Source organism: Cobetia sp. 10Alg 146 (assembly GCF_029846385.1).
GTDB classification, from domain to species: Bacteria; Pseudomonadota; Gammaproteobacteria; order Pseudomonadales; family Halomonadaceae; genus Cobetia; species Cobetia marina.
In genome coordinates, this window is the sequence record NZ_JARWKT010000002.1 from 87,645 (window position 1) to 113,245 (window position 25,601).

General features: G+C 63.8%; 22 protein-coding genes. 10 read left to right on the top strand and 12 right to left on the bottom strand.

Annotation, left to right across the window (positions count from 1 at the left end; genetic code table 11):
- Positions 1 to 278: 278 nt before the first annotated feature.
- From QD172_RS03355 to QD172_RS03365, 3 genes are read left to right on the top strand one after another with little or no spacing between them, the layout of a single operon-like run.
- Entirely contained in the window at positions 279 to 1,265 is a 987-nt protein-coding gene (locus tag QD172_RS03355; RefSeq protein WP_084209024.1) for a tripartite tricarboxylate transporter substrate-binding protein, read from the top strand.
- On the top strand, positions 1,265 to 1,702 hold the full coding sequence (locus tag QD172_RS03360; RefSeq protein WP_077372626.1) for a tripartite tricarboxylate transporter TctB family protein: 438 nt from the start codon (positions 1,265 to 1,267) through the stop codon (positions 1,700 to 1,702). The genes QD172_RS03355 and QD172_RS03360 overlap by 1 nt, the downstream gene beginning before the upstream one ends.
- Complete coding sequence (locus QD172_RS03365) at positions 1,702 to 3,222, top strand: tripartite tricarboxylate transporter permease (protein ID WP_077372623.1); 1,521 nt, start codon at positions 1,702 to 1,704, stop codon at positions 3,220 to 3,222. Before QD172_RS03360 ends, QD172_RS03365 begins: the two co-directional genes overlap by 1 nt.
- 91 nt (positions 3,223 to 3,313) lie before the next feature.
- On the opposite strand, the gene QD172_RS03370 is transcribed toward QD172_RS03365, so the two are convergent.
- Positions 3,314 to 3,982, bottom strand: a complete 669-nt coding sequence (locus QD172_RS03370) for a helix-turn-helix domain-containing protein (RefSeq protein WP_170877353.1) — start codon at positions 3,980 to 3,982, stop codon at positions 3,314 to 3,316.
- Between the two features lie 178 nt (positions 3,983 to 4,160).
- Here QD172_RS03370 and QD172_RS03375 point away from each other — a divergent pair, with 178 nt between their 5' ends.
- From QD172_RS03375 to putP, 4 genes are all read left to right on the top strand, one after another.
- Positions 4,161 to 4,526, top strand: coding sequence for a hypothetical protein (locus tag QD172_RS03375; protein WP_077372617.1), 366 nt, complete (start codon positions 4,161 to 4,163; stop codon positions 4,524 to 4,526).
- Positions 4,526 to 5,284: an AraC family transcriptional regulator gene (locus QD172_RS03380; protein ID WP_077372614.1), complete on the top strand. Its 759-nt coding sequence runs from the start codon at positions 4,526 to 4,528 to the stop codon at positions 5,282 to 5,284. The genes QD172_RS03375 and QD172_RS03380 overlap by 1 nt, the downstream gene beginning before the upstream one ends.
- Before the next feature lie 501 nt (positions 5,285 to 5,785).
- A complete protein-coding gene (gene putA / locus QD172_RS03385; protein ID WP_279855231.1) occupies positions 5,786 to 8,983 on the top strand; it encodes a bifunctional proline dehydrogenase/L-glutamate gamma-semialdehyde dehydrogenase PutA in 3,198 nt (1,065 codons plus the stop codon).
- Positions 8,984 to 9,452: 469 nt separating this feature from the next.
- Entirely contained in the window at positions 9,453 to 10,934 is a 1,482-nt protein-coding gene (gene putP, locus QD172_RS03390; protein WP_077372611.1) for a sodium/proline symporter PutP, read from the top strand.
- A 114-nt stretch (positions 10,935 to 11,048) separates the two neighbouring features.
- Here putP and QD172_RS03395 read toward each other — a convergent pair whose 3' ends face one another.
- The 10 genes from QD172_RS03395 to QD172_RS03440 all read right to left on the bottom strand — a co-directional run bounded on the left by QD172_RS03395 (position 11,049) and on the right by QD172_RS03440 (position 21,196).
- On the bottom strand, positions 11,049 to 12,782 hold the full coding sequence (locus QD172_RS03395; RefSeq protein ID WP_279855232.1) for a glucosyltransferase domain-containing protein: 1,734 nt from the start codon (positions 12,780 to 12,782) through the stop codon (positions 11,049 to 11,051).
- 169 nt (positions 12,783 to 12,951) lie between these two features.
- Positions 12,952 to 13,791: a mechanosensitive ion channel domain-containing protein gene (locus QD172_RS03400; protein ID WP_255317653.1), complete on the bottom strand. Its 840-nt coding sequence runs from the start codon at positions 13,789 to 13,791 to the stop codon at positions 12,952 to 12,954.
- Between the two features lie 186 nt (positions 13,792 to 13,977).
- The gene (locus QD172_RS03405; protein WP_279854990.1) at positions 13,978 to 14,703 is read right to left on the bottom strand and encodes a hypothetical protein; all 726 of its coding nucleotides are present in this window, start codon (positions 14,701 to 14,703) and stop codon (positions 13,978 to 13,980) included.
- Positions 14,678 to 15,889 (bottom strand): hypothetical protein, encoded by a 1,212-nt coding sequence (locus tag QD172_RS03410; RefSeq protein ID WP_279854992.1) that lies wholly within the window; start codon positions 15,887 to 15,889, stop codon positions 14,678 to 14,680. The genes QD172_RS03405 and QD172_RS03410 overlap by 26 nt, the downstream gene beginning before the upstream one ends.
- 5 nt (positions 15,890 to 15,894) lie before the next feature.
- Positions 15,895 to 16,314, bottom strand: coding sequence for a GtrA family protein (locus QD172_RS03415; RefSeq protein ID WP_084209029.1), 420 nt, complete (start codon positions 16,312 to 16,314; stop codon positions 15,895 to 15,897).
- Complete coding sequence (locus QD172_RS03420) at positions 16,304 to 17,392, bottom strand: glycosyltransferase family 2 protein (RefSeq protein WP_279854995.1); 1,089 nt, start codon at positions 17,390 to 17,392, stop codon at positions 16,304 to 16,306. The genes QD172_RS03415 and QD172_RS03420 overlap by 11 nt, the downstream gene beginning before the upstream one ends.
- Positions 17,393 to 17,901: 509 nt before the next feature.
- The gene (locus tag QD172_RS03425; RefSeq protein WP_167593034.1) at positions 17,902 to 18,204 is read right to left on the bottom strand and encodes a cyd operon YbgE family protein; all 303 of its coding nucleotides are present in this window, start codon (positions 18,202 to 18,204) and stop codon (positions 17,902 to 17,904) included.
- Between the two features lie 58 nt (positions 18,205 to 18,262).
- The gene (gene cydX / locus QD172_RS03430) at positions 18,263 to 18,364 is read right to left on the bottom strand and encodes a cytochrome bd-I oxidase subunit CydX (RefSeq protein ID WP_024951692.1); all 102 of its coding nucleotides are present in this window, start codon (positions 18,362 to 18,364) and stop codon (positions 18,263 to 18,265) included.
- A gap of 90 nt (positions 18,365 to 18,454) precedes the next feature.
- Positions 18,455 to 19,588: a cytochrome d ubiquinol oxidase subunit II gene (gene cydB, locus QD172_RS03435; protein ID WP_279854997.1), complete on the bottom strand. Its 1,134-nt coding sequence runs from the start codon at positions 19,586 to 19,588 to the stop codon at positions 18,455 to 18,457.
- A gap of 6 nt (positions 19,589 to 19,594) precedes the next feature.
- The gene (locus QD172_RS03440; protein ID WP_084209032.1) at positions 19,595 to 21,196 is read right to left on the bottom strand and encodes a cytochrome ubiquinol oxidase subunit I; all 1,602 of its coding nucleotides are present in this window, start codon (positions 21,194 to 21,196) and stop codon (positions 19,595 to 19,597) included.
- Positions 21,197 to 21,750: 554 nt separating this feature from the next.
- Between QD172_RS03440 and QD172_RS03445 the strand changes: the two genes are divergently transcribed.
- The 3 genes from QD172_RS03445 to QD172_RS03455 all read left to right on the top strand — a co-directional run bounded on the left by QD172_RS03445 (position 21,751) and on the right by QD172_RS03455 (position 24,555).
- Positions 21,751 to 22,614: a lipopolysaccharide kinase InaA family protein gene (locus QD172_RS03445; RefSeq protein WP_279854999.1), complete on the top strand. Its 864-nt coding sequence runs from the start codon at positions 21,751 to 21,753 to the stop codon at positions 22,612 to 22,614.
- Between the two features lie 364 nt (positions 22,615 to 22,978).
- The gene (locus QD172_RS03450) at positions 22,979 to 23,572 is read left to right on the top strand and encodes an OmpW family outer membrane protein (protein WP_065392614.1); all 594 of its coding nucleotides are present in this window, start codon (positions 22,979 to 22,981) and stop codon (positions 23,570 to 23,572) included.
- A 278-nt stretch (positions 23,573 to 23,850) separates the two neighbouring features.
- The gene (locus QD172_RS03455) at positions 23,851 to 24,555 is read left to right on the top strand and encodes an OmpW family outer membrane protein (protein ID WP_240499562.1); all 705 of its coding nucleotides are present in this window, start codon (positions 23,851 to 23,853) and stop codon (positions 24,553 to 24,555) included.
- Positions 24,556 to 24,636: 81 nt separating this feature from the next.
- Here QD172_RS03455 and QD172_RS03460 read toward each other — a convergent pair whose 3' ends face one another.
- Positions 24,637 to 25,599: a DMT family transporter gene (locus QD172_RS03460; RefSeq protein ID WP_279855003.1), complete on the bottom strand. Its 963-nt coding sequence runs from the start codon at positions 25,597 to 25,599 to the stop codon at positions 24,637 to 24,639.
- Between the last annotated feature and the right edge of the window lie 2 nt (positions 25,600 to 25,601).

Below are 25,601 nucleotides of genomic sequence, written 5' to 3' on the forward strand. Positions count from 1 at the left end.
CACGACATGCCATGCCGTCATGACCGATAGCAGGACAACGTCGAAGCCCCTTCGATGCACCGCCCTGGTGCAGGGAGGCGTCTTTCGACCAAGGTCGGTGCGACGAATGGTGATCTTGCGAGGCAGGGCCGAGGGGACTAATTTCACCATACAGAATAAAGTTCTGCCTTACAGAACTGTAAGGTTGCTGACAGGAAACCGGGAGACGAAGCCCGCCACTGTCCTGCCAGCGCAAAGAGTGCATACCAATAACAAGCTCAACGACATCAGAGGTCGCCATGACACGCCATCTGTCTCTCAAACTCCTGACCGCCGCGGTGGTCACCGCCATGTCCGCCCAGGCCCTCGCCTTCGAGCCCAAGGGCAAGGTCGACTGCATCGCACCGGCAGACCCGGGCGGCGGCTGGGATTTCACCTGCCGCAGCGTCGGCAAGCTGCTGTCTGATCTCGAATACGTGCCGGGCAACGTCCAGACCATCAACATGGCCGGTGCCGGTGGTGGCGTCGCCTTCGCCCATACCGTCTCCAAGCGCGCCGGTGATGAGCAGCTGCTGGTGGCCGCGTCCACCGCGACCACCACGCGTCTGGCTCAGGGTCAGTTCCCGGGCATGAATCAGGATCAGGTCAACTGGATCGGCGCACTGGGCGCGGATTACGGCGCCATCGCCGTCTCCAAGGACTCGCCCTACAACACCTTGAGCGAGGTGATGGAGGCGCTGAAGAAAGACCCGAAATCCGTCAAGTTCGCCGGCGGCAGTGCGGCAGGCGGCTGGGATCACCTCAAGGTACTGATCGCCGCCCAGGCAGCCGGTGTCGAGAACCTGCCCAAGGTCTCCTACCTGTCCTACAACAACGGCGGTGAGGCGATTACCCAGGTCGTCGGCGGCCACGTGCAGGCCTTCACCGGTGACATCTCCGAGATCCAGGGCTTCATGGAGTCCGGTGATCTGAAGGTACTGGCCGTGCTCTCCGAAGAGCGCCTGCCGGGCAAGCTGGCTGACGTCCCCACCGCACGCGAGCAGGGGATCGATGCCGTCGCGCCCAACTGGCGTGGCTTCTACATGCCGGCCGACATCAGCGATGACGCCGAGCAGTACTGGACCACGACATTGGACAACGTCTACACCAGCGATGAATGGAAGGACGTGATGACCAAGAGCGGCCTGATGCCGTTCCACAAATCGGGTGCCGAGTTTGATGCCTTCGTGAAGGCACAGATCAAGGACATCCAGACGCTCTCCAAGGACATTGGGCTGATTCGCTGATGAATGACCGCATCTTTGGTCTGCTGATGCTCACCCTGGCCGTCGCGTACGGCTGGGGTGCCCAGCAGTTCCCCGAACCCTTCGGTGGGGCCGAGTCCATCGGTCCTGAAACCTTCCCTACCGTGCTGTCCATCGTGCTGGGCCTGAGCAGTCTGTACCTGATCCTGCGGCCTGACCCTGACCAGCACTGGCCGTGGAGCCGCACCGGCGCCGAGATGGTGCTGGCGATCGTGATCCTGTGCCTCTACACCGCGCTGCTGGAGCCGCTGGGCTTCATCGTCACGACCACCGCTGCGGTCGGCACCCTGTGCTGGCGCATGGGGGCCACGCCGCTCAAGGCCTATGCCACGGGGCTGGTCGGCGGCATCGTCGTCTTCGCCCTGTTCAACTTCGTGCTTGAGCTACCACTGCCGCTGGGCATTCTGGAGGTGGCGTAATGGAAAGTCTTGGCTTCTTGATGCAGGGCTTCGGCATCGCCCTGCAGCCAGAAAATCTGATGTTTGCCGTGCTGGGTGCCTTCCTCGGCACCTTGATCGGCGCCCTGCCGGGTCTGGGCCCGGCCAATGGCGTGGCCATCCTGATTCCGCTGGCCTTCACCCTGGGCCTGAGCCCGGAGACGTCGCTGATCCTGCTGACCTCGGTCTACGCCGGTGCCATGTACGGCGGGCGCATCTCCTCAATCCTGCTCAACATCCCGGGCGATGAGCCGGCGATGATGACCTGTCTCGATGGCTATCCGATGGCCCAGAAGGGCAAGGCCGCCGAAGCGATGGCCATCTCGGCGATCGCCTCCTTCATCGGCAGCCTGATCGCTACCATCGGCCTGATCGTGATGGCACCGTGGCTGGCCAGCTTCGCGCTGACCTTCGGCCCGGCGGAGTACTTCGCGCTGTTCGTGCTGGCCTTCGCCACCCTGGGTGGCATCACCGGCAAGAACCCGGTCAAGACCCTGATGGCGGCGGCCATCGGCCTGATGATCGCCACCGTCGGCATCGATGCCTCCACCGGCACCCAGCGCTACACCTACGACATTCTCGAGCTGTATGAAGGCATCGACTTCATCATCGCCATCGTCGGTCTGTTCGCCATCTCGGAACTGCTGTTCTTCATCGAGCAGCACGCCGGGGAAGGCAAGGCGATGATCGCGATGAACAAGATGACCCTGAAGCTCAAGGACATCGTGGCCATCCTGCCGACCGCCTTCCGTGGCGGGGTGCTGGGCTTCATTTCCGGCGTGCTGCCGGGCGCCGGGGCCTCGCTGGGCAGCTTCATCAGTTACACCCTGGAAAAGAAGATCATCGGCAAGAAAGGTCACTTCGGTGAAGGGGACCCGCGTGGGGTCGCCGCGCCGGAAGCCGGCAACAACGGGGCGGCCTCCGGTGCCCTGGTGCCGATGCTGACACTGGGCGTGCCCGGTTCCGGTACCACGGCGGTACTGCTGGCGATGCTGATCTCGCTCAACATCACCCCGGGACCGCTGATGTTCTCCCAGCACGGTGACATCGTGTGGGGCGTGATCGCGGCACTGCTGATCGGCAACGTCATCCTGCTGCTGATGAACATTCCGATGGTCGGCATCTTCGTCAAGCTGCTGTCCGTGCCGCCCAAGTACCTGCTGCCGGTGGTGACGATGGTCGCCTTCGTCGGCATCTACTCCATCAGCCACTCCGCCTTCGACTTGTACTTCATGGTCGCCTTCGGGGTCGCCGGCTACTTCCTGCGCAAGCTGGACATCCCGCTGGTACCGGTCATCCTGGGCATGCTGCTGGGCCCGGAGATGGAGAAGAACCTGCGTCACGCCATGCAGCTGTCCGACGGCGACTGGACCATCCTGATCGGCAGCCCGCTGGCCGTGACCCTGTGGTGCATCGCCATCGCCGGCCTGCTGCTGCCGGTGATCGTCGGCCCCATCCTGCGTCGCCGCATGGGGGCCGCCAAGGCCGCCACCGACGCCTGAGGCAAGCGCTTCCTGCAAAGGGAAGACGGCCAACCACACGACGCCCCCGCCGGTTACCCGGCGGGGGCGTCGTGTCATTCAGCCCTCCTCTTCACCTGGCGCTCTGCTGCCACTCCTGCATCAGCTGCCGTGCCTGGCCGGGCGTCAAGCGAGCCGATGGGCCGCTGAGCATGATGACTTCCGCCGGGGCCAAGCCCTCATCGTGATGCGGGGCGACGCTCACTGCCAGGGCTGCCACCGTCAGCCCTGCGGCCTCACCGACCTCGATCTCGCCACTGTCGATGCAGTGATGCAGCAAGGCGGATAGCGCCTCCTCGATCCATTCCCCCTCCTCCAGCTGATGGCGCAGCGGCGCCTCACTGACGCGAACATAGCGACAGATCGCCTGACGGGGGCGGGTCAGTCCCTCGACGGGACGCGCCTGCGCAGCCGGGCCATGCTCGACCAGCAGCAGGCTGGCCGTCTCACCACTGGCCGCATGCAGGCGTGCCAGCCAGCCACGCTGCAGGGTCTCGCGGGCATCGAGTCCGGGTGCCAGCTCGGCGAAGCGCCCAAGCGCCGCGCCGATGGCATAGATTCCATGGCTGTCACGCGTCACGTAGCCGAAATGCTCGAGCGAGCCCATCAGACGCAGAATCGTGCTCTTGTAGAAACCGCTGGCCTGGGCCAGCTCGTTGAGCGTCAGACGAGGCGTATCGGGGGTGAAGGCTTCCAGCAGGGTCAAGGCACGCTCGACCGCTTCCACGCGTTGATTGGCCATGATTCGGCATTCCCCTTGGATGGACGGGTCACTCATGACCCTGCGGATGTCGCGAGAATCATGCCATATCGTTCTGCCAGACAGAACATCACCCGACACGCCGGACTGACGATGGCGCCGGACAGCCGTGGTAGAATGCCCCATCATTCCCTCGGCTCTGCCCGCACAAGGTTCGCTCATGACCATCTTCATCATTACCTTCGTGGTCTGCCTGATCGTCAGCGTCGGCACTGTCGCTCTGCTCATGATGTCGCGCACGCCGCGATTTCGTACCGATTTCAGTGATATCGCCCGCGTGCTGGATCAGGCGGTCAGCGGCGAGATCAACGAGAACGAGTGGCATAGCGTGATCGGCTACCCGATTCGTCATGATGAATATCTGGAAAGCCTGCGCCGCCGCTGTCAGGGCATCTTCGACAAGCACGCCAGACCCTGGCAACTGGCGCAGGGCGGCGCGCTGTTCTCCCGCGAGGGCCGTGAGGAACTCAACGTCCTGCTGGGACACCTGCGCGCCCGCACGGGCGTGGCGGAGACCCGCGCCTGATGGTCAACAGCGAGATGCGCCTGATCCCGCTTTCCAACCTGCGGGAGCACCATGATCACAGCTACCACCAGCTGGTGATCGGGCTGGATGGGCTGGCCGAATTCGAGATCGAGGGCCAGGGCGGCGAGATTCGCCCCCTGACCGGCTGTATCGTGCCGGCAGACCACGTGCACTATTACGCGGGCATCGGCGAGAATCGCCAGTTGATTCTGGACCTGCCGGATGACGCGCCCTATCTGACCGGTCAGCATCGTGACCTGAAGCGTCTGTTCGAGCGCCCGCGCTTCTTCACGCTGGATACCCGGCTGCGCGGCTATCTGGAATTCATGCTCGCCGAGGTCAATGATTATCAGCAGGCCCCCGGCGACCTGCTGGCTGCCACCTTCCTCGCCTGTCTCAACTCGCGTATCGCCGAGCCGATGAGCGCCCTGAACGGCACCGGCCGCCAGCTGGATCTGGTCGCCCTGAACCGCTTCATCGATGCCAACCTGCATCGCCGACTGAGCGTGGCGGATCTGGCACGTCAGTCCCACCTGTCCGAACAGCATTTCAGTGAGCGCTTTCGCGTGTTGACGGGGCTTTCGCCCTATCAGTACCTGCTGCGCCGCCGCCTGGACGAAGCGCGCCATCTGCTGGACAGCAGCGACCTCTCCCTGTCGCAGATTGCCGAGCGCTGCGGCTTCGCGAATCAGAGCGCACTCTCGCACGCCTTCCGCAAGCACCTCGGTTTCCCGCCTTCCGCACTGCGCAAGTCCTGAACGCCCCCACCCAGCGTCTCCCGATCGCAAGCTCTGACCACAAACGCTGAGCGCCAGCTCTGATCACAAGCCCTGAACGCAAGCCCCGGCCAGGGGCGCTGTCCTTAGAGCGTGACCGGCAGGGATCTGACACAGGACACTCCGACCTTGGTCTAACAAGTTCGCGTCAATTGACGTCATGCTTTTCGACGAAGGTCGCAGATAGCGGCAGGTTTCACGCCACGCCCGTGGATTTGACACGCGCAGCCGAGAAATTGGAAAGACCCGCCCCCCTGCACCACCCTACATTCACCGGTATCCAACAAGACGTGCCGATGTCCCGCCCGGATGCGCCTCGCATCACCTTCGCGCATCGTGCCCGGCAATCCTATCTGGCGTAATGCCACCCAGCAGCAGGGGGTTTGCTCAATGACCACCGTCACTCCGGCCGTTCCGGCCACTACCCAGCCGTCCGATTCCCTCAAGGAAACGCCGCGTACCGCTTGCCCGCTGGGCGAGACGGTGCTGCGTGCCGACGAGATTCTGGCGCCGAATACCTGGCAACGCGATCCGAGCAAGCTGTTCTCACGGGTCAGCGACCACTATCTGGTCGACGAAGATGGTTTCGTGGCTGAGCTGGTCAAGCTGCTGGACGTCAACGATGCCGACATCAAGCGTGTCGGTGACAAGGCCGCGGAGCTTGTCCGCGAGATTCGCACCATGGACACCGCCGTCGATTCCATCGACGAGCTGCTGCAGCAATACAGCCTCGACACCCAGGAAGGCGTGCTGCTGATGTGCCTGGCCGAGGCGCTGCTGCGCATTCCGGACAAGGACACCGCCGATGCGCTGATCGAGGACAAGCTGGGCGTGGCCGACTGGAAATCCCACCTCGGCCAGAGCGAGTCCTGGTTCGTCAATGCCTCCACCTGGGGCCTTCTGATGACCGGCAACGTCATCAAGATGGATCTGCCCAAGAATGACGGCAAGCCGGCAACCTTCATCAATCGCATGGTCAACCGCATGGGCGAGCCGGTCATCCGTCGCGCCATGTATCAGGCCATGAAGATCATGGGCAAGCAGTTCGTGCTGGGCCGTGACATCAAGGAAGCGCTCAAGCGCTCCCAGCCGCAGTTCGAGAAGGGCTACACCTACTCCTACGACATGCTCGGCGAAGCCGCCTGCACGCGTGCCGATGCCAAGGGCTACTTCGATGACTACGCGCGCGCCATTCGCACCGTGGGCGAGACCTCTCGCAAGCTGAAGGCCGCGACGCCGTCACCGTCGGTCTCCATCAAGCTGTCCGCCCTGCACCCGCGTTATGAATTCGGCCGTCGCGAGCAGATTCTGGAAGAGCTGGTCGCCAGCGTGCGCGAACTGGTCAGCATCGCGCGCGAGCTGGAAGTCGCCATCACCATCGATGCCGAAGAGGTCGATCGCCTCGAGCTGTCGCTGGAAGTCTTCCGCGCCGTCTACGAGAGCGACACCTGCCGCGGCTGGGGCAAGTTCGGTCTGGTGGTGCAGGCCTACTCCACCCGCGCTCTGCCGACGCTTCAGTATCTGAACCGCATCGCCGACCTGCAGGGTGACGAGATCCCGCTGCGCCTGGTCAAGGGCGCCTACTGGGACAGCGAAATCAAGGAATCCCAGGAGCTGGGGGTCGACGGTTATCCGGTCTTCACCCGCAAGGCCTCCACCGATGTCAGCTATCTGGCCTGCGTGCGCTTCCTGCTGTCCGAGAACACCCGTGGCCGCATCTATCCGCAGTTCGCGACCCACAACGCTCACACCATCAGCACCATTCTGGACGTGGCCAACTCAGGCGAGACGCGCCAGTTCGAATTCCAGCGTCTGCACGGCATGGGCGAGGCGCTGTACGACGCCGCCCTCAAGCGCGCTCCCGAAGGGACCTGGTGCCGTATCTATGCGCCGGTCGGTGCCCACAAGGACCTGCTCCCCTACCTGGTGCGTCGCCTGCTGGAGAACGGCGCCAACTCCTCGTTCGTCCACCAGCTGGTCGACCCGCGCGTGCCGGTCGAGAGCCTGTGCGTCCACCCGGTCACCACGCTCTCCCAGTTCAAGAGCTACCACAATCCGCGTATCGCCCTGCCGCCGCATATCTATGGCGAGGGCCGTCGCAACTCACGCGGCATCAATCTGAACATCAACAGCCAGTACCAGCCGCTGATGGACGAGATGGCCAGGTTCATGGACAGCACCTACGACGTGCGTCCGCAGCTGGCCTTCGATGTCGACGCCAATGCCGAACGACGTCAGGTCGTGACCTGCCCGTTCGATCGCCGCGTCACCGTGGGCCACGTGCAGTGGACCAGCGCCGATGAAGCCTCCCGCGCCATCGACGCCGCCTGGGCCGCCTTCCCGCGCTGGGAGATGACCCCGGTCGAGGAGCGTGCTGCCATCCTCGAGCGCTTTGGCGATCTGATGGAAGCCCATACCGCGGAGCTGATGACCCTGTGCTCCCGCGAGGGCGGCAAGCTTCTGACCGATGGCATCGCCGAGATTCGCGAAGCCGTCGACTTCTGCCGCTACTACGCCAACCGTGCGCGTGCCGACTTCGGTGCCCCCACCGTCCTGCGTGGCCCGACCGGCGAGCACAACGAGATCTTGCTGGGCGGCAAGGGCGTGTTCGCCTGCATCAGCCCCTGGAACTTCCCGGTCGCGATCTTCTGCGGTCAGATGGTCGCCGCGGCCGTCACCGGCAACACCGTGGTCGCCAAACCGGCCGAGCAGACCTCGCTGGTCGCGCACCGTGTCGTCGAGCTACTGCGTGAAGCCGGCATGCCGCGGGATGTCGTGCAGCTGCTGCCGGGCGATGGCCCGACCGTGGGCAGCGTGCTCTCCAGCGACCCGCGCATCACCGGCGTCTGCTTCACTGGCTCCACCCAGACCGCCCAGATCATCAACCGCTCTCTGGCGGCACGTGAGAATGCCCCGCTGCCGAGCCTGATCGCCGAGACCGGTGGCCTCAACGCCATGATCGTCGACTCCACCGCCCTGCCGGAGCAGGTCGTCAATGACGTGGTGCAGTCCGCCTTTCAGAGCGCCGGGCAGCGCTGTTCCGCCCTGCGTGTGCTCTACGTCCAGGAAGATGTCGCCGAGCGCGTCATCGGCCTGCTCAAGGGCGCGATGGATGAGCTGAAGATCGGCGATCCGCGCGACCTGGGCACTGATGTCGGCCCGGTCATCGATGAAGAGGCACGTGCCGGTCTGCTCAAGCACATCGAGGAATATCGTGCCCAGGGCCGCGTGGTGGCGGAAGCCAGCATGGACCCGGCGCACACCGCCGAAGGCACCTTCGTCGCGCCGATCGCGCTGCGCATCGACGGCATCGACAGCCTGGAAAGCGAGCAGTTCGGGCCGATCCTGCACATCGCCACCTGGAAAGGCGGCGATATCGACAAGGTCATCGATACCATCAATGGCCTGGGCTATGGCCTGACCTTCGGTGTGCATTCCCGAAACGAAAGTTTTGCTAATGCAGTTGCACAGAAAATTCGTGTTGGTAATGTCTACGTCAACAGGAATATCATCGGCGCAGTGGTGGGTGTACAGCCGTTTGGTGGTCAGGGCTTCTCCGGTACCGGTCCGAAAGCCGGCGGCCCCCACTACCTGCACCGTTTCGCCACCGAGAAGACCCGTACCATCAACACCACGGCACTCGGCGGCAACGCGTCTCTTCTGGCCATGGGCGACGAATGATCGGCGCTATCGCCGGTGACGGGCTCGGCATGACGGGCCTGCACGACGAGTAGCATCGGTCCCGCCTGACAGAGGACTGCATGCCGGACGTGCATGAAGTAGTCAGGCAACGGGCATCAGGACGATGCCTGGCACACCCTCTCTGCAGCACGGGGGGTGTGCTTCGGACACCGACAGGGATGCCACTTGCAGGCAGGCCGAGTGACTGGTCTGCCCGCCAAGTGCCCTGCGGTGTCCGTTGCCGTTCTCCTGCTTGATTCGACGGCGACATGCGGGGACGGAGAGGCTTCAGATGATTCGTTTATGCGCTAGTCTGAACATATACAGAATGGCACCAGCCCTTGCAGGACGGTGACATTCGGTAGGTGCTCAGGGCCATGGCGGTGATGCACCAGGCGGTGCCATCTCCTCCGGGATTATCGGAACGCTCGACGTCCGACAACAATAAATGCAAAGGATTTACTCCACGATGGTCGAAAATAGCCCCACAATTCTCATCACGTTTGCCGTCTATCTGGCGGTGATGCTTGGCATCGGCCTGCTGGCCTACAAGCGCACCTCCAACATGTCGGACTACATCCTGGGCGGCCGCTCACTGGGCCCCTGGACCTCCGCGATTTCCGCCGGCGCCTCTGACATGTCCGGCTGGCTGCTGCTGGGCCTGCCGGGCGCGGCCTACCTCAGTGGTCTGTCCGCTGCCTGGATCGGCATCGGCCTGCTGGCCGGTACCTGGCTCAACTGGCTGATCGTCGCCAAGCGCCTGCGTATCTACAGCTTCGTCGCCAGCGACTCCCTGACGCTGCCGGATTACTTCGAGAAGCGCTTCCGCGACAACTCCAAGATGCTGCGTGTCATCTCGGCCGTCTTCATCCTGCTGTTCTTCCTCTTCTACACCAGCTCCGGTCTGGTGGCGGGCGGCAAGCTGTTCGAGACCGTCTTCGGCCTCGACTACACCATCGCCGTGACCGTCGGCACCATCGCCATCGTGTCCTACACCTTCTTCGGCGGCTTCCTCGCCGTGTCGTGGACCGACCTCATCCAGGGTCTGATGATGGCCGCCGCGCTGATCGTGGTGCCCATCGTCGCGCTCACCGACATGGGTGGCGTGGCAGAAGCGAGCTCGCGCATCACCGCCGAGAACCCGCTGCTGCTGGAATGGTTCCGTGACGCCTCCACCGGTGAAGCCCTGACGCTGGTCGGCATCATCTCGTCACTGGCCTGGGGTCTGGGCTACTTCGGTCAGCCGCACATCCTGGCGCGCTTCGCGGCCATCCGCAGCGAGAAGGATGTCGGCACCGCACGCACCATCGCCGTCATCTGGTCAGCCCTGGGGCTGTTCGCCGCCATCTGCATCGGCCTGCTGGGTCTCGTCTATGTGCCGAAGGATCTGGCCGACAGCGAGAAGATCTTCATGGTCATGGTGAACTTCATCTTCCACCCGGCGGTCGCCGGCGTGCTGCTGGCCGCCATCCTGGCTGCCGTGATGTCCACCGCCGACTCCCAGCTGCTGGTGTCTTCCTCTGCGCTGGCCGATGACTTCTACAAGGCACTGTTCAAGAAGGACGCGACCCAGTCCGAGCTGGTGTGGGTCGGTCGCTTCGCCGTGATCGGCATCGCCATCATCGCGTGGGTGCTGGCACTGGACCCGAACTCCAGCGTACTGGGCCTGGTGTCCTACGCCTGGGCCGGCTTCGGCGCGGCCTTCGGTCCGGCGCTGATCATGTCGCTGTACTGGCGTCGCATGAACCGCTTCGGCGCCCTGGCCGGCATCATCGTCGGTGGCGTGACCGTGGTGGTCTGGAAGCAGCTGTCCGGTGGCATCTTCGACCTCTACGAGATCGTGCCGGGCGTCATCTTCGCCTACATCGCCATCTACGTGGTCAGCATCATGACCGCAGCGCCGAGCGATGAGATCACCGACGAATTCGAACAGGTCGAGAACCACGCCTGATCGAACTCGGCAGCATGATCTGCCGTGAGACACGACAACGCCGCCCCTCGGGGCGGCGTTGTCGTGTCTGGATAAGCGCCTAGGCAAGCGCCTGGGCAAGCGTCTGGACGCACGTCAGGGTCTCACGTCTACTCGGCGACAATCCTCGGCGGTGCGAAAGTCGATCACCCAGACACCCTCCCGCAAGGTCTGGATGAAGATTCTCGGCGATCCCCTCTCATCTCCCGGGGCATCCACTGTCGCGCGCTCGTCACAGACAGGCGGCTCCTTGATACTGGCCTTGCGCTCATCATCGCGCAGCAGGGTCGCCGCACTGGCACCGGCCATGCGCAATCTCACCACAGCCCAATAGTTGTCAGGCGTGAAGGCGGCGATCAGGTTCTGGCGCACGGCGGGCACCTGACGCTCAGCGACCCGCGCCAGCGGTGCCAGCGGCGCCTTCCCCAGCACCTGCACCGCCAGCTCGTCATCGGGCCGATAGGTGTCGCGGTCACGTGGTGAAGTGATCGGCAGTCCCAGCTCACGTGCCTGGGTGACGATCTCACGCGCCAGCTGGGTCTCATGGGCCTGCTGGGCGGCCAGCGCATTGCTCCAGGCCGCGAAGATCAACCAGTGTCGCAGCAACAGCAGTGCCGCCACCGCCAGCAGACAGCGCCGCAGCGTGAAGCGCTCGGAGGCTCTCGCCTGCCGGCCCGCCAGGCTCAGCATCAGGGCACCGCCCAGCAGTGCCCCCCAGCCCACCAGGGTGCGCGAGTGAAAGACCGGCTCCGCCAGCATCAGCATCGGCCCCCACAGTGCAGGTATCAGCAGCAGCGCCCACAGCAGACGACTCAGACGCTCCAGCGTCAGCTGGCGCGAGGACACCTGGCGTGCGCCATGCCGCCGGCCTGCTGTCATCAGCGCCGCCCCCAGCGCTACCACCAGCAGGCTGCCACTCAGTGCCCCGCTGACGAGATCCAGTCCGCCACGCAGGGCGGCAAGTGCCTGTACGAGATGCTGCTCCAAGGCGGCCAGCAGCGCCGGGAGATCGCCCAGCGACAGCATCTCGCCGTGCTGCTGGCTGTAGTCGCCCGCCACCAGCAGTCGTGACAGCGGCAGGTAGAGCAGCAAGGCAGCCAGCACCAGTCCGCCGCGCTGCAGCAGCGCAAGCCAGGCGCGCCATACCGATTCACTCTGTTCGGTCTTTCCCTCTTCGAACTTCCTCTCTTCGGTATTTCTCTCTTCAGCCTCTCTCCTTTCGACCCCGCGCGGGCGCGACCCCATCAGGGCGTCCAGCAGGCTCAGTACCAGAAAGGCGTTCAGCGCCGGCTGGTAGCAGCACAGGGCCAGCAGCAGCAATCCCAGCGCCATCAATGAAGGTTGCCAGCGGCGCTGCGAACGTTGCACCGGCCCGTGGACACCCGGGCGCAGGATCAGGCTGGCCAGCATCGCGCTGGCAAGCCCGAGACTCATCGGCAGACTGTCATAGGCATAGCTGAAGTTCTGCAGCGTGAAGGGTGTCAGCCAGATGAGCGCATTTCCCAGCACGCAGACGCCCGGCGAGAGTCCCGGCACCCGACGCCACCAGACCAGCGCCATACCGGCCGCGATGCCCCAGGCCGCCAGCTGCGGCAAGGGCGTGACATTGACAAGCTCTCCCCCGAAGCCCAGCAGGCGCATCACGCCTTCCGCGGCCGGGCGGGCATTCAGCCCCCATCCGAAGTAGCCATCCAGGGTACGACTCATGTCATCCAGATAGAGGGCCTGCTGGCTTAACAGCGGCACGAGCCCGATGCCGAGCACGGCCAGGCTGGCAAGCAGAAGGCGCCACGCCTGGCGACGTTGGCGACGAGTCAGATCCATGATCATGTACAAGAGACGACACTCCCGGTCCTGGAGGATGAACCACTGCCACACTCGAGAGTAGCTGACTCGCGCCACAAAAAAACGCCACCCGAAGGTGGCGTTCTTTTGTGTCATATCACGGCATGTCATGGCATGTCATGGCAAGTCATGCCATCACGCGAGGACAGATGGCTTACTCGGTCGCCCTGCCCGGCTGATGGATATGCACATCGCGCTGCGGATAGGGGATGCTGATGCCGCGCTCATCGAAGGTCAGCTTGATGCGCTCGGTCATGTCCCACTTCAGTGCCCAGTAGTCGGAGGCCTGGCACCACATGCGGAAGTTGAAGTTGACCGAGCTGTCGGCCAGTTCCGCCACGGCGATCAGGTAGGACGGCTCCTTCATGATGCGCTCGTCGCTGTTGACCAGCTCCTCGAGCACCGCCTTGACCTGACGGATGTCGTCGTCATAGCTGACCCCGACCACCAGATCCAGACGACGTGTCGGCAGTGCCGAATAATTGGTGATGGTCTGGGACATCACGCTGGAGTTGGGCACGGTGACCTTGCGATTGTCCGGCGTCACCAGACGAGTCTGCAGCATGGTGATCTGGTCGACGCTGCCGGACGTCCCGGCGGCCTCGATGTAATCGCCCTTCTTGAACGGACGCAGCGTCACCAGCAGGAAGCCCGAGGCCAGATTGGACAGTGAGCTCTGCAGTGCCAGACCGATGGCCAGACCCGCCGCACCCAGCGCCGCGATCATCGACGTGGTATCGACCCCCACCTGATCCAGCGCGGTCAGCAGCACCATGACCACCAGAATCGCGTAGGCGATCTGACCGACGAAGCCTGCCGCCGCCTCGTCCATGCTCTTGCGCTGCAACAGCGAGGTGACCCACCGGGTCAGACGCTTGGCCACCCACATCCCGAACACCAGCACGGCCAGTGCTGACAACAGGGTTCCGCCCCACCACAACGCCAGCTCGAACAACTGGTCGGTTTCCATGGGAATGGCATTCAGAAAATCCACACTAACTCCTTGTAAGCCCCTTGCGATGACAGTCACTGACTACCGGGCGCTTTCTCTTGATAGGACGCGAGCCGTTCACCATCAGGCGAACTGCCGCTCGGTCGGACGGATCATTCACGTTGCCGCGCACACAATTTACCTGACTATCGCCGCCGCGTCAGTGTCATCGCGCGCCGCCGGTCAGGGTCATGGAGCACTGTCGGGCGGCGTCAGCCCCAGGGTCGAGCGCAACATCACGCTATCCAGGCGCAGGCCGACGGGAAACTTGTTGCCGTCGATCCCGACATCCCGCGGGGCAATGGGCGGCGGCCCCTTGAGCGTCAGATGCAGGCTGCCGTCCGGCTGGATCAACCGCTCCGGCACCTCCACCTCGTGGCTGGCCTGACGACCGCCCACCGGCCAGCGGGCCAACAGCTCGCCTTCCCCCCACACCTCCACCGGGCGGGGTTCGGCGTCATCGGGATAGCGTGACAGCGCGAGTGCCACCACGACCGGCTGCCTGAGGCCCGGCGTGACCTTCAGACGCAGACCCACCTGCGCCTGGCGTGCACTGACCGGCCGATCCTCCTTGGGCGAATAGAACCCTTCCCACAGCACGCTGCAGTTGCCAAGCGGCTCCCCCTTGCGCACGGGATAGCGCTCGCCCAAGGCGAGAACCGGTACCTCGCCCATCGGGCGATAGCAGGTGGTGGCGTGTTCGATGAAGTAGCGTCGGTAGTGGTCATCCACCTGAGGGGTGCGTGCCAGCCACAGCATGCAGAGTTCGAAGGCCAGCACGGCGGCCGTTGCCAGCAATAGCCAGAGACGCCGCCGGCTCAAGCGGGTCGGCACGCCGTAACGCGCGTCGGCACGCCCTCCCGAAGTGGCGGAGAGGTCCGCACTCACATCAGACGAGCCAGAATGCGGCGTCATACCAGTTCTCCACCAGCCAGAGGTTGAAAAGCGCGCCCAGGGCGACCAGCCCCCAGGCAAGTCGGCTCGGGAGGCGCGTTAGCAGATCCAGCAGCGCCAGCACGAACACCGGCATGCCGATCAGGTAGCGCGGGATGGCGTCCAGCCCCGTGGCCAGCGGAATGAACAGGGTGAACGCCGCCAGGCCCAACTCCAGCCAGCGCCGCTGCAGGCCCAGCCAGCCGATCAACGCGATGCCGATCAGCGCCATGCTGGCCTGCCAGGCGGGCCGGAGCGTTTCCGGCGCCGTGAACCAGTACCCCAGCCCCTGCACCAGATTGACGATGGGATTTCCCATCTCGCGGCCCCAGGAGATCTGCACGTGACTGAAGGCCAGCGCATCGCCCGTCTGGTGGTAGAGCACCGCCATGAACAGAAACAGCCCCAGCGGCCCCATCACGCCGATCAACAGCCAGTCGGGGCGGCGCCACAGCTCGGCGAAGGCCGCCAGACGCAGACGCGCCAGCAGCTCAATGCCCATGGCGATGACCCAGAACACCCCGGTGGCCCGTGTCATCGACAGCAGCAACGTCCACAGCATCACCCGTCCGGTGCGCTGACAGCGCCAGTCGATCAGGGACGCGAGACACAACAGCCAGAACAGCGATTCCGAGTACAGCGCACTGAAATAGAAGCTGTACGGCATGCTGGCGACCAGCCACACGAACAGCAGCGGCGAGGCATCAGGGCGCGTGATGGCAAGATAGCGACACCCCAGCCCCAGGGCCGCCGCCAGCAGCACATTGCTCAGCAGTACGCCCATCAGCTCCGGGTCGAGCTGGCCGCCCAGCGTCACCAGCCACAACAGGGCAGGATAGAGCGGAAAGAAGGCCCAGTTGGCGGCATCACCGTCGCTCATGCCCCGGGCTTCGACATCGTAGCCACGGGTCATGATGCCCTTGAACCAGCTGCCATCGAACTGGGCCATGGCATGCAGGTAGCTTTGATCGCCATGGGCGGCGATGGCCAGCCACGCAAGCCGCGTGATCACCAGTGCCAGCAGGATATGTGCCCAGGGAATGCTGGCGGTGCGTGCGCGCACCAGCGCGTCGCTCGGCGATGGCGTCTCGGCGATCAACGCGGCCCCCAGGGCCGCCAGCCGCCCCTTGCCCATCCGCTCGGCCTTCACGGCAGTGCTGTCGTTCATGAGGCTCATTCCTTGAAGGCCCAGAGTCGTGATGCCAGATAGGTCACGACGGGTACCGAGAGCGTCGCGATCGCGATGGCCACGAAGCCGCTCATGCCGAGCCCCTGGATCAGCACGGCCAGCAACCCGTTGTTGAGCGCGAAGCCGCTGGCCGCCACCAGCGCGAACCGCCAGGCGCTGCCCTGCCGCTTGAAGGTCAGACGTCGATGCCCCACCAGCGAGACCTGGAAGGCCACACAGAAGGCCACGATATTGGCGATGAATTCATTGAGCGGTGGCCAGAGAAACAGCATCAACGCGGCGACCGCGAGGTGCACCCCCGTGGCGGCCAGCCCCACCAGACCGAAACGGGTGGCGGTGCCGGCTTCCTGTCGTGCCCGCTCTGCGGTGCTGGACGTCTGGCGTGACGTGGCATCATCCCTCACGCGAGTCTCCTCGCGTCATGTCAGGCTCGGCACTCTGACAGGATTCACGGTCACGCTGTCCGCGCAAGACCCGCGCCGTGCTGAGGCCGCTGTCCAGCCCGCTGTCCGGCGAGGTAGCGCCACCGGGGCCATCCTGCAGGCTGTCGTGATCGATCAGATACAGCGGCCGCTGCTTGGTCTCCATGAACAGGCGCCCGAGATATTCGCCCAGCACGCCGATGGAAATCAGCTGCATGCCGCCGAAGAACAGCACCGCGATCATCAGGGACGCATACCCCGGGGCATCAATGCCGAACAGCACCGTCTTGCTGATGATGACGAGGATGTAGAGGAAGGACAGCCCCGCGATGCACGCGCCGAGGTAGGTCCAGACCCGCAGCGGCCAGGTCGAGAAGCTCACCACGCCGTCCAGGGCGAAGTTCCACAGCTTCCAGTAGTTGAACTTGGTCGTGCCGGCGGTCCGCGCCGGGCGCTGATAGGTGACGCCAACCGAGCGATAACCGGGCCAGGAGAACAGTCCCTTCATGAAACGGTTGCGCTCCGGCATGCGGCGCAACGCCTCGACGACCCGACGATCCAGCAGTCGGAAATCCCCGGCGTCCCGTGGAATCTCGGTAAAGGTCAGGCGATTGAAGATGCGATAGAACCATCCTGCCGTCTTGCGCTTGGTGGCGGTGTCTTCATCACGCGCGGCGCGGACGCCATAGACCATGTCGTAGCCGGCCTGCCACTGGGTGATGAATTCGAGTATCACCTCGGGCGGGTCCTGCAGGTCGACATCCATCGGCACGATGGCATCGCCACGCGCCTGCTCGATGCCGGCGCTCATGGCCGCTTCCTTGCCGAAGTTGCGTGTCAGACTCAGATAACGAATGCGTGAATCATCGGCCGCGGCAGCGTCCAGGCGCGCCAGGGTGGCATCGCTGGAGCCATCGTCGACGAACAGGATTTCCAGGTGCGGTACCTGTGCTGCCAGGGTGGCATCGATGGCGGCAAGAAACGGCGCGATCGTCTCCTCTTCATTCATCACCGGCACCACCAGCGACAGCACCCAGTCGCCTGATTGGCGCCGTGTCATGTCGCGCGGGATATAACCTGCAGACGCCGTGGACGGCCTGCTTCCCTCGGGTCCGCGGGCCGAACCGCGGGCAGAGTCAACGGATGATCGCATGCCTTCCTCCTCGAAGAGCGGTCTGGATATCGCTCGTGAACCATTGTTGTTGATATCGGTCGCCCAGCCATACCCCCACGACAGCACGCTCGGGCGCACAGGGGGTCTCTTGTGTTAGGTGGGGCTCGCAGGAGGGATTGCAATGACGCCTGGCCCACCACGCCCGGATGCACAAGCCAAGGGCATGGGCCAAGGGCATGAGCGAATCGCGGTGACCTCCAGTCCCCCTCTCACGCGGTTGCACTGGCGTTATAGGGCGCGGACTGGCGGGATGTAAAGCGATATCGCATGTCGCTGCCGCTCAAGAAGGGCTCGCTTGCCTCCCCGGTGACACTTCTCGCGCCGGCCCCCCCCCCAACGCAAGAGGGGCCACTCATGGAGTGACCCCTCTCGGGACTTTCAAGGCATCGCAGTGGCTAGCTCATGCTCAGGGCGATCAGGGTGATCAGCAGCAGACACCAGCTCAGCGGTGCGCCCAGCAGCCAGGCGCGCGTGGCATGACGCGGCACCAGCCCGACCCCATGCGTGAAGCCGGCCCCCAGCCCCCACAGCGCGATCAGCAGCATCAGATAGCGCGGCCCGGTGGCCATCGAGGCGATGGCATCCGGCCCCAGCAGCATCCAGATGGCCACCATGGCAGACAGCAGCAGCGAGGCCAGATGGGCAGGGCGAGTTCGGCACCAGGCCGGTGGTCGTGAGGCGTACCAGGGTCGTGACATCGAGCTCTCCTTGATCAGAACGGTCGGCGGCGCAGAAGCATCGTTGAGGCCGCCTGCCTCAATCATCGTCAAAGGTGTGAGTCTGCTCAAGCCACAATGCATTGATGATGCCCGCGAAGCAGGCCAGCAGTACACCGAGAATCCAGGCGAAATACCACATGAAGTCGTCTCCCTGCGAGGGCGGCGCCCTCGCCCAATGATGCAGTTATGAAGCGTACGGGAAAAGCGGTTGCAGTGTCGGCTGCCTGCCTCAGTACAGACTGTGTCCGTCCTGCTCGACGTGACTCACCGTGACGCGCCGCCACATCTTCACGTAGCACCAGGTGGTGTAGAGGATGATGGTCGGCACCATCACCAGCCCCGCCACGGTGACGATGGACAGTGTCAGCTCGCTGGAGACCGAATCCCACAGCGTCAGGCTGGCCTCGCCCATGCGCGAGGACGGCACGATGAACGGGAACATGCTGATGCCTGCGGTGGCGACCACACCGCCGACCCCGACGGAACTGGCCGTGAAGGCTGCCCCGCCCTGACGTCTGGCCGAGAGCCACATCGCGGTGACGATACCCGCCACGGCGCCCAAGGGCGCGAGCAACGTCAGCGGCTCACGCGCGTAGACATCCATCCAGCTGCCGGGGCCGACCTGCTTGTCCAGCAGCTTTAGCGCCTTGCCGGTATCGCCCATCTGGTCGATGCTGTAGCCCATGCCGGACAACCACACCCACAGTCCGCCCAGGCCAAACAGCCCGAGCGAAAGCAGTCCCAGCGGCTGCACCAGACGCGCACTGCGCGCCGCCACGGCGTCATCGGCACGCGCCACCAGCCAGGTACCGCCATGCAGCATCACCATCACGACGGACAGCGCCGCACACAGCAACGCGAAGGGATTGAACAGCCCGAGATAGCTGCCGTCGTAGCTGGCACGCATGTACTGATCGACTTCCAGCGGCACGCCCTGCAGCAGGTTGCCGAAGATCAGCCCGAAGAAGGCAGTGGGAATCAGGCTGCCGGCGACGATGCCGCGGTCCCACCAGCCCCGCCATTGGGGGCTCTCGAGCTTGGAGCGATAGTCAAAGCCCAGCGGACGGAAGAACAGCGAGAACAGGATGGTCAGCATCGCGAAATAGAAGCTGGAGAACGCCGCGCCATAGACCACCGGCCACACCGCGAAGACGGCACCGATGGCGGTGACCAGCCATACCTGATTGCCATCCCAGTGCGGCGCCAGCGTGTTGATCACCACGCGCCGTTCGCTGTCACTGCGACTGACCAGCGGCATCAGCATCGCCGCGCCCATGTCCATGCCATCGGTGATGACGAAGCCGATCAGCAGCAGACCCACCGCCACCCACCAGAACAGCTTGAGGATCTCGTAATCCCACATGATCCATTACTCCTTGAATGACAGCGAAGGATTGAGCGACATGCCCTCGTCGTCTCGCAGGGCGCCGCGCTCGAAGTGATAGCGGCCGGTATGCAGGGAAGAGGGTCCCTTGCGCGCGAAGTGGAACATCAGCCACATCTCGATCACGAAGAACAGGCTGTAGAAGGCCAGGAAACCGCCGATGGACCACCACAGATCCGACTCATCCAGGCTCGAGGCCGCCATGAAGGTCGGCAGAATCTCTCCGACCGCCCAGGGCTGACGCCCGAATTCGGCCACGAACCAGCCGGTCTCCACCGCGATGAACGGCAGCGGGATCGACAGCAGGCAGATCCACAGGAAGGGGCGCACATCGAAGCGATGCTTGGCACTCATCCATACCGCGACGATGAAGATCGCGAGCATCGCCATGCCACAGGCGACCATGATGCGGAACGAGAAGAACATCGGTGCCACCGGGGGGATCGAGTCGGCCGCGGCCTTGTCGATCATCTCCGGCGTGGCATCGGAGGGCGTCTCGACATAGCGCTTGAGCAGCATGCCGTAACCGAGATCTTGCTTGACGGCATCGAAGGCCTTACGGGTCGCGATATCGTCCTGACCCTCACGCAGCTGCTGGAGCAGATCATAGGCCTGCATGCCATTGACGATGCGTCCGCGGTGCTCCTCGGTCAGCTCCTTGATGCCCGGAATCTCGGTATCCAGCGAGCGCGTACCGATCAGCCCCATCACATAGGGAATGTGGATGCCGTAATCGGTGTGCTGGGTCTCCTCGTTGGGCAGACCGATCAGCGTGAAGGACGCCGGCGCCGGCTCGGTCTCCCACATCGCCTCGATGGCGGCCATCTTGGCCTTCTGCACGTCGCCCACCTCATAACCGGACTCATCGCCCAGCACGATGACCGAGGCCACCGAGAACAGTCCGAAGGCCGCGGCGATGGCGAAGCTGCGCTTGGCAAAGCCCAGATCCCGCCCCTTGAGAAGATAGAAGGCACTGATGCCGAGCACGAACATGGCGCCGGTCACGTAGCCTGCCGACACGGTATGCACGAACTTGGCCTGGGCGACCGGATTGAAGATGACATCCGCGAAGCTGGTCAGCTCCATGCGCATGGTCTCGAAGTTGAAGGCCGCCCCGACCGGATTCTGCATCCAGCCATTGGCGATCAGGATCCACAGCGCCGAGAAGTTGGAGCCGAAGGCGACAAGCCAGGTCACCATCAGGTGCTGACGCTTGCTCAGGCGGTCCCAGCCGAAGAAGAACAGCCCGACGAAGGTGGATTCGAGGAAGAAGGCCACCAGGCCCTCGATGGCCAGCGGCGCACCGAAGATGTCGCCGACGTAATGCGAGTAATAGGCCCAGTTGGTGCCGAACTGGAACTCCATCGTCAGGCCGGTGGCGACACCGAGCGCGAAGTTGATGCCGAACAGCTTGCCCCAGAACTTGGTCATGTCCTGGTAGACCTGCTTGCCGGTCATCACATACAGGGATTCCATGATGGCCAGCAGGAAGGCCATGCCGATGGTCAACGGGACGAACAGGAAGTGATAGAGCGCGGTCATGCCAAACTGGAACCGCGACAGCTCCACTACGGTATCGGAGATCATGTCTAACCCCTTTGCGATAAGACGAACGGCCAGACTGCCGTCTCTGCATGCGCTTGCCACCGACGTCGGGGGCAGTCTCCCCCCGACTCCCGCCGGAAAGCGCACAGGCAATGGCACCGTGGTACCAAGACCTTGGTCGGACATTCTCTGCCCTCTCGCGACAGGCTCCAGATGACAGGTTGTCGCAGCCGCACTCCGGCAAGCGCCGCCTGCGGGGATCGCAAGCCCATGAGCTGACAGCGGAAACGTCCATGGCCCGCATCATTGCTGGGCTGACGCGCAGTGGACCGCCAGCGGCCTCTCAACGCTCTTCCTGCGCACCTGCACGACACCTGCGACCTTCCACCACACGCCACAGAGCACGGGCCTGCACGACAGCAGCCATGCACGGCTCGGACAATCCTGCGACGCGTGTTGAATGCGCAGACACAGGAGTTGCCGATCAGCGACTATCACTTCACCAGCAGGCTAACTATCATAGGGCGATCCATCGCTGGGTCCTGCGGCAGGGATTGCCCGTGACCCACCTCCCCTCTTTCGCTCGTGAACTTGCCATGACCTCCTTTTCCCGCCACTCCCTGTCCAGCGCCTCTCGGGGCCCACGTGCCACGGCGCCCCGTGGCCATGCCGACTACTGTGACCCCGCCCTGGGGTATCTGCTGGATTACCACGGCCTGAACCGGTTCGAGGCCCTGTGGCACGTGGCCGCCCAGGACGTTGATGCCCCTAACCGTGAGCGCGGAGGCATCTCGACGGTCTCGCTGCTCACTCTCGAGGACGAGCAGGGCCAGACACATCGCCTCTACCTCAAGCGCCAGACCAACCATCTGGGCCGCAGCCTGTCACGCCCACTGGGCGAGCCGACCTTCTCGCGCGAGTGGCGTGCCATCCGCCACTATCACGCGCTGGGCATTCCTTCGGTGGATGCCGGCTGGTATGGCGAGCGCCGCACCGGCAAGGAGTGGCGCGCCATCCTGATCACCTTCGATCTCGACGGCCGCGATGATCTGGACCACTGGCATGCACGCTGGACGGCGCTGGACGATACCCGACGCACGCAAGTCATCACTGCCAGCGCGCGTCTCGTGCGACAGATTCATCAAGCCGGCATGATGCACGGCTGCCTGTTCCCCAAGCATCTGTTCCTCAGCCGCCCACAGCCCGCCGCCGACGGTGCCAGCGCCATGCAGGAACAGATGGATGCCGTCATCATCGACCTGGAGAAGACCCGACGCTTCGTGCTGCGCCGTCACGAGTGCCAGCGCGACCTCTACGTGTTGTGGCGCCGCCTCAAGGCCTGGCAGGCAGCGGAGTGGCGAGAGTTTCTGGCCGTCTACCTCGACTGTCCCGCGCAGAGTGACGAGGTCAGTCGATGGCTCAACGAGCTTGAAGCACGTGCCCAGCGCAAGCGTCGCTGAATTCCCACACTGGTGGGCGCATCACGCATTGCGTAGCATGCGCTCACCTCACGAGCCGCCTACGACCAACGTCTCATGAATCTGTCGTAAAAATGAACGGCCCTGTCGCTGTCCTGCGCCACCTCCAGTCTCATCCTCGAGACATGCACCTTTTCTGAAATAATCGGTAACATCCGCTAACAAGACGTCAAATATGTTTTCAAACATTGTTCTAAAAAAATGCTTGCCAAAAAGAACAGTGTTTTTTATAGTTCATCTCGTCCCCTGAACAAGGCAGCCTTGCCACACTCGGTACATCCCCCGAGTTCGCCAGGCACCGCCGACAGGAAGCCCCCGAGGCCACAAGCTTCAAGGAGAACATCACATGAAAACCATCAAGATCCTGACTGCTACCGTCATCGCCGGCACCATGGCAATGGGTGCACAATCTGCACTGGCCTACGGCAAGGGCGACATCTTCCTGCGCGGCGGCGTTGCCAAGGTCGACGGCAAGAGCAACAACGGCAATGGCCTGATCGCCAAGGATGAATCCGGTTTCGCCGGCTCCGTGGGCTACATGTTCCACGACAACCTGGCAGTTGCTCTGCAGTCCACTGAAGCATTCAGCACCGACTGGAAAAACAGCGACGGTGGCTTCGATCAGATGCCGATCAACCTGATGCTGCAGTACTACCCGCTGGGCGGTACCGAAGCTCGCGTTCAGCCTTACGCTGGCGTCGGCCTGAACTACACCCACTTCTCCGGTGAGTCTGCCGGTGGCCAGAGCATGGACATCGACGACAGCTACGGCGCAGCTGCCGAGCTGGGTGTTGACCTCAACATCAACGAATCCTGGGCCGTCAATGGCTTCGCTCGTTACGCTGACGTCAAGGCCGACACCAAGATCAACGGCCAGGACGTGAACGACACCGAGCTGGACCCGGTCACCGTCGGTGCCGGTGTCACCTACCGCTTCTAAGTGCTGAAACACGCACTGACGAGCCGCGCCGAGCCATGACGCATCAGGGGTGATCCCCTTTCCTCATTGACGACGCACAAGAACGCCGCAGGCCTCAGGGCCTGCGGCGTTCTTGCATGCGCGGACAGTCGGCGAGACAGACGGAACTTGATTTGAATCAAGTGTGACGGACCCTTGTCGTACATGACGGCAAACCCTTGTCATGGATCAATTTTTCGTCGACATGAGCTCCTAGACTGACATCTCCTTTCTCACCCCCTGTCACTTCGGGAGCGAACATGTCAGCCGCACAGTCCTTCTTGCCCTTCTCCTTCTGCCGGTCCTCTTCACGCCCGCTGCGCATGGCGGCGATCACGGCCGCACTCACGCTGACTGCCACGTCGGCTGTCGCTGCGCCGTTCTCGTCGACTGACTCAGGCCTCGAGAACCTCGATTATGGTGCCGGCCAGTTCTGGACGCGTGCGGGTGTCGCCAAGGTCTCGCCTAAGAGCGACAACGGTCGCATCGATGCCATCGGTGCCGACGTGGACGTCGATGATGACAGCGCCTTCGCCTTCACTCTGGGGTATCGCTTCACCGATACCCTGGGGATCGAGCTGCTGGCCGCGCAGAATTTCGAGCATGACATCTCGCTGAATGGCCAGAAGGCCGGCTCCGTCGATCATCTGCCACCGACCCTGACACTTCAGTACTACCCCCTCGGTGGACGCGACTCCCGCATCCAGCCGTACATCGGTGCAGGCGTCAATTACACCCACTTCTCCGATGAAACCCTCGATGACGGCACCAAGCTCGAGATGGATGACAGCTGGGGCGCGGCCGCACAGATCGGTGTCGACCTGGTCATCAATGAGCATTGGGCGGCCAACGTCGCTGCCTGGTATCTGGATATCGATTCCGATGTCACCGTGGCGGGCAGCGTCAACGACAAGGTCGAGATCGACCCGATCGTGACCATGGCCGGTATCAGCTATCGCTTCTGAGTCGCGCATCTGACTGGCCACAGATGACAACGCCCCGCCAGCCCATCACGGGCCGGCGGGGCGTTATGCTTTCAGGGTGAATCAGCGCGAGGCGGCCTGCCCGCTGCTCGGTGCCGACGTCTCGAGCGCTGACGGCGCCGTGTCGTCAGCCGGCGCCCTGGCTACCTTGCCCGGACGGGGGCGATCCAGCACCAGTCCCAGCACGACCAGCGCCGCTCCCACCACCATCAAGGCGGTCCACTGCTCATCGAACAGCCACCAGGCCATCAGTGCGGCACACGGCGGCACCAGAAAGAAGGTACGTGCAACCTGATGGGCCTCGCCACGTTCGAGCATCAGCATCAGCAACCAGATGGCACCCACCGAGATGGCGATCACCAGCCAGGCGAGGGTCAGCAGCAGACGAGGCGTCGGGTCGAAGGCGAAGCTACCTACGCTGCTGGCTGCGATGAGGAAGACACAGCCCGCTCCCAGATACTGGAATACCAGCCCCTCCACCAGCCCCATCCGACCACCGACACGCTTCTGCCACAGCGTCGAGCTGGACACGCCGATGAGCGCCACCAGACACCACAGCAGGCCGATCATCGGCCACTCGAGCGTGGCGCTTGCGGCGCCTGCCCCCTGAAGCACGCCCGCCCCCAGCACCAGACTGACGCCAATCGCGCCACACCCCAGTCCCAGCCACTGCCTGGCGCCCAGACGGATACCGAACAGCGGCAGTGACAGCGCAGCCGTCACCAGAGGGTGCAGGCTAACCAGCAAGGCCGTCAGCCCCGCAGGCAGCCCGGCCTTGACCGCCGCGAACACGCCACCCAGATAGGCGCCGTGCAACAGCATGCCGATGCCCATCTGAGCCAGCTTGTCATGGCGCTGCCCCCATTGGCGCGGCTTGCGGCGTATCCACAGGATCAGCCCCAGCACCGGCAGTACCAGCAGGCTACGCACCAGCAGCAGCGTGAAAGGCTCAGCATCCAGGGTTCCGAAACGTGCGGCGATGAACCCGGTGGCGAACAGGAAGACGAAGGTCAGCGGCATCCACATCA

Coding starts and splice junctions, on each gene's coding strand:
- cydB (WP_279854997.1), bottom strand. CDS start 19,588: ATGTGGGATTACGAGATCCTCAAGCTGTTCTGGTGGGTGGCGGTGGGT.
- QD172_RS03375 (WP_077372617.1), top strand. CDS start 4,161: ATGACCATCTTCATCATTACCTTCGTGGTCTGCCTGATCGTCAGCGTC.
- QD172_RS03365 (WP_077372623.1), top strand. CDS start 1,702: ATGGAAAGTCTTGGCTTCTTGATGCAGGGCTTCGGCATCGCCCTGCAG.
- cydX (WP_024951692.1), bottom strand. CDS start 18,364: ATGTGGTATTTCGCCTGGATTCTCGGTGTACTGCTGGCCTGCTTCGCG.
- QD172_RS03445 (WP_279854999.1), top strand. CDS start 21,751: ATGACCTCCTTTTCCCGCCACTCCCTGTCCAGCGCCTCTCGGGGCCCA.
- QD172_RS03420 (WP_279854995.1), bottom strand. CDS start 17,392: ATGACACGGCGCCAATCAGGCGACTGGGTGCTGTCGCTGGTGGTGCCG.
- QD172_RS03440 (WP_084209032.1), bottom strand. CDS start 21,196: ATGATCTCCGATACCGTAGTGGAGCTGTCGCGGTTCCAGTTTGGCATG.
- QD172_RS03360 (WP_077372626.1), top strand. CDS start 1,265: ATGAATGACCGCATCTTTGGTCTGCTGATGCTCACCCTGGCCGTCGCG.
- putP (WP_077372611.1), top strand. CDS start 9,453: ATGGTCGAAAATAGCCCCACAATTCTCATCACGTTTGCCGTCTATCTG.
- QD172_RS03370 (WP_170877353.1), bottom strand. CDS start 3,982: ATGGCCAATCAACGCGTGGAAGCGGTCGAGCGTGCCTTGACCCTGCTG.
- QD172_RS03450 (WP_065392614.1), top strand. CDS start 22,979: ATGAAAACCATCAAGATCCTGACTGCTACCGTCATCGCCGGCACCATG.
- QD172_RS03395 (WP_279855232.1), bottom strand. CDS start 12,782: ATGATCATGGATCTGACTCGTCGCCAACGTCGCCAGGCGTGGCGCCTT.
- QD172_RS03425 (WP_167593034.1), bottom strand. CDS start 18,204: ATGTCACGACCCTGGTACGCCTCACGACCACCGGCCTGGTGCCGAACT.
- QD172_RS03410 (WP_279854992.1), bottom strand. CDS start 15,889: ATGAACGACAGCACTGCCGTGAAGGCCGAGCGGATGGGCAAGGGGCGG.
- QD172_RS03355 (WP_084209024.1), top strand. CDS start 279: ATGACACGCCATCTGTCTCTCAAACTCCTGACCGCCGCGGTGGTCACC.
- QD172_RS03405 (WP_279854990.1), bottom strand. CDS start 14,703: ATGACGCCGCATTCTGGCTCGTCTGATGTGAGTGCGGACCTCTCCGCC.
- QD172_RS03460 (WP_279855003.1), bottom strand. CDS start 25,599: ATGTGGATGCCGCTGACCTTCGTCTTCCTGTTCGCCACCGGGTTCATC.
- QD172_RS03455 (WP_240499562.1), top strand. CDS start 23,851: ATGTCAGCCGCACAGTCCTTCTTGCCCTTCTCCTTCTGCCGGTCCTCT.
- QD172_RS03380 (WP_077372614.1), top strand. CDS start 4,526: ATGGTCAACAGCGAGATGCGCCTGATCCCGCTTTCCAACCTGCGGGAG.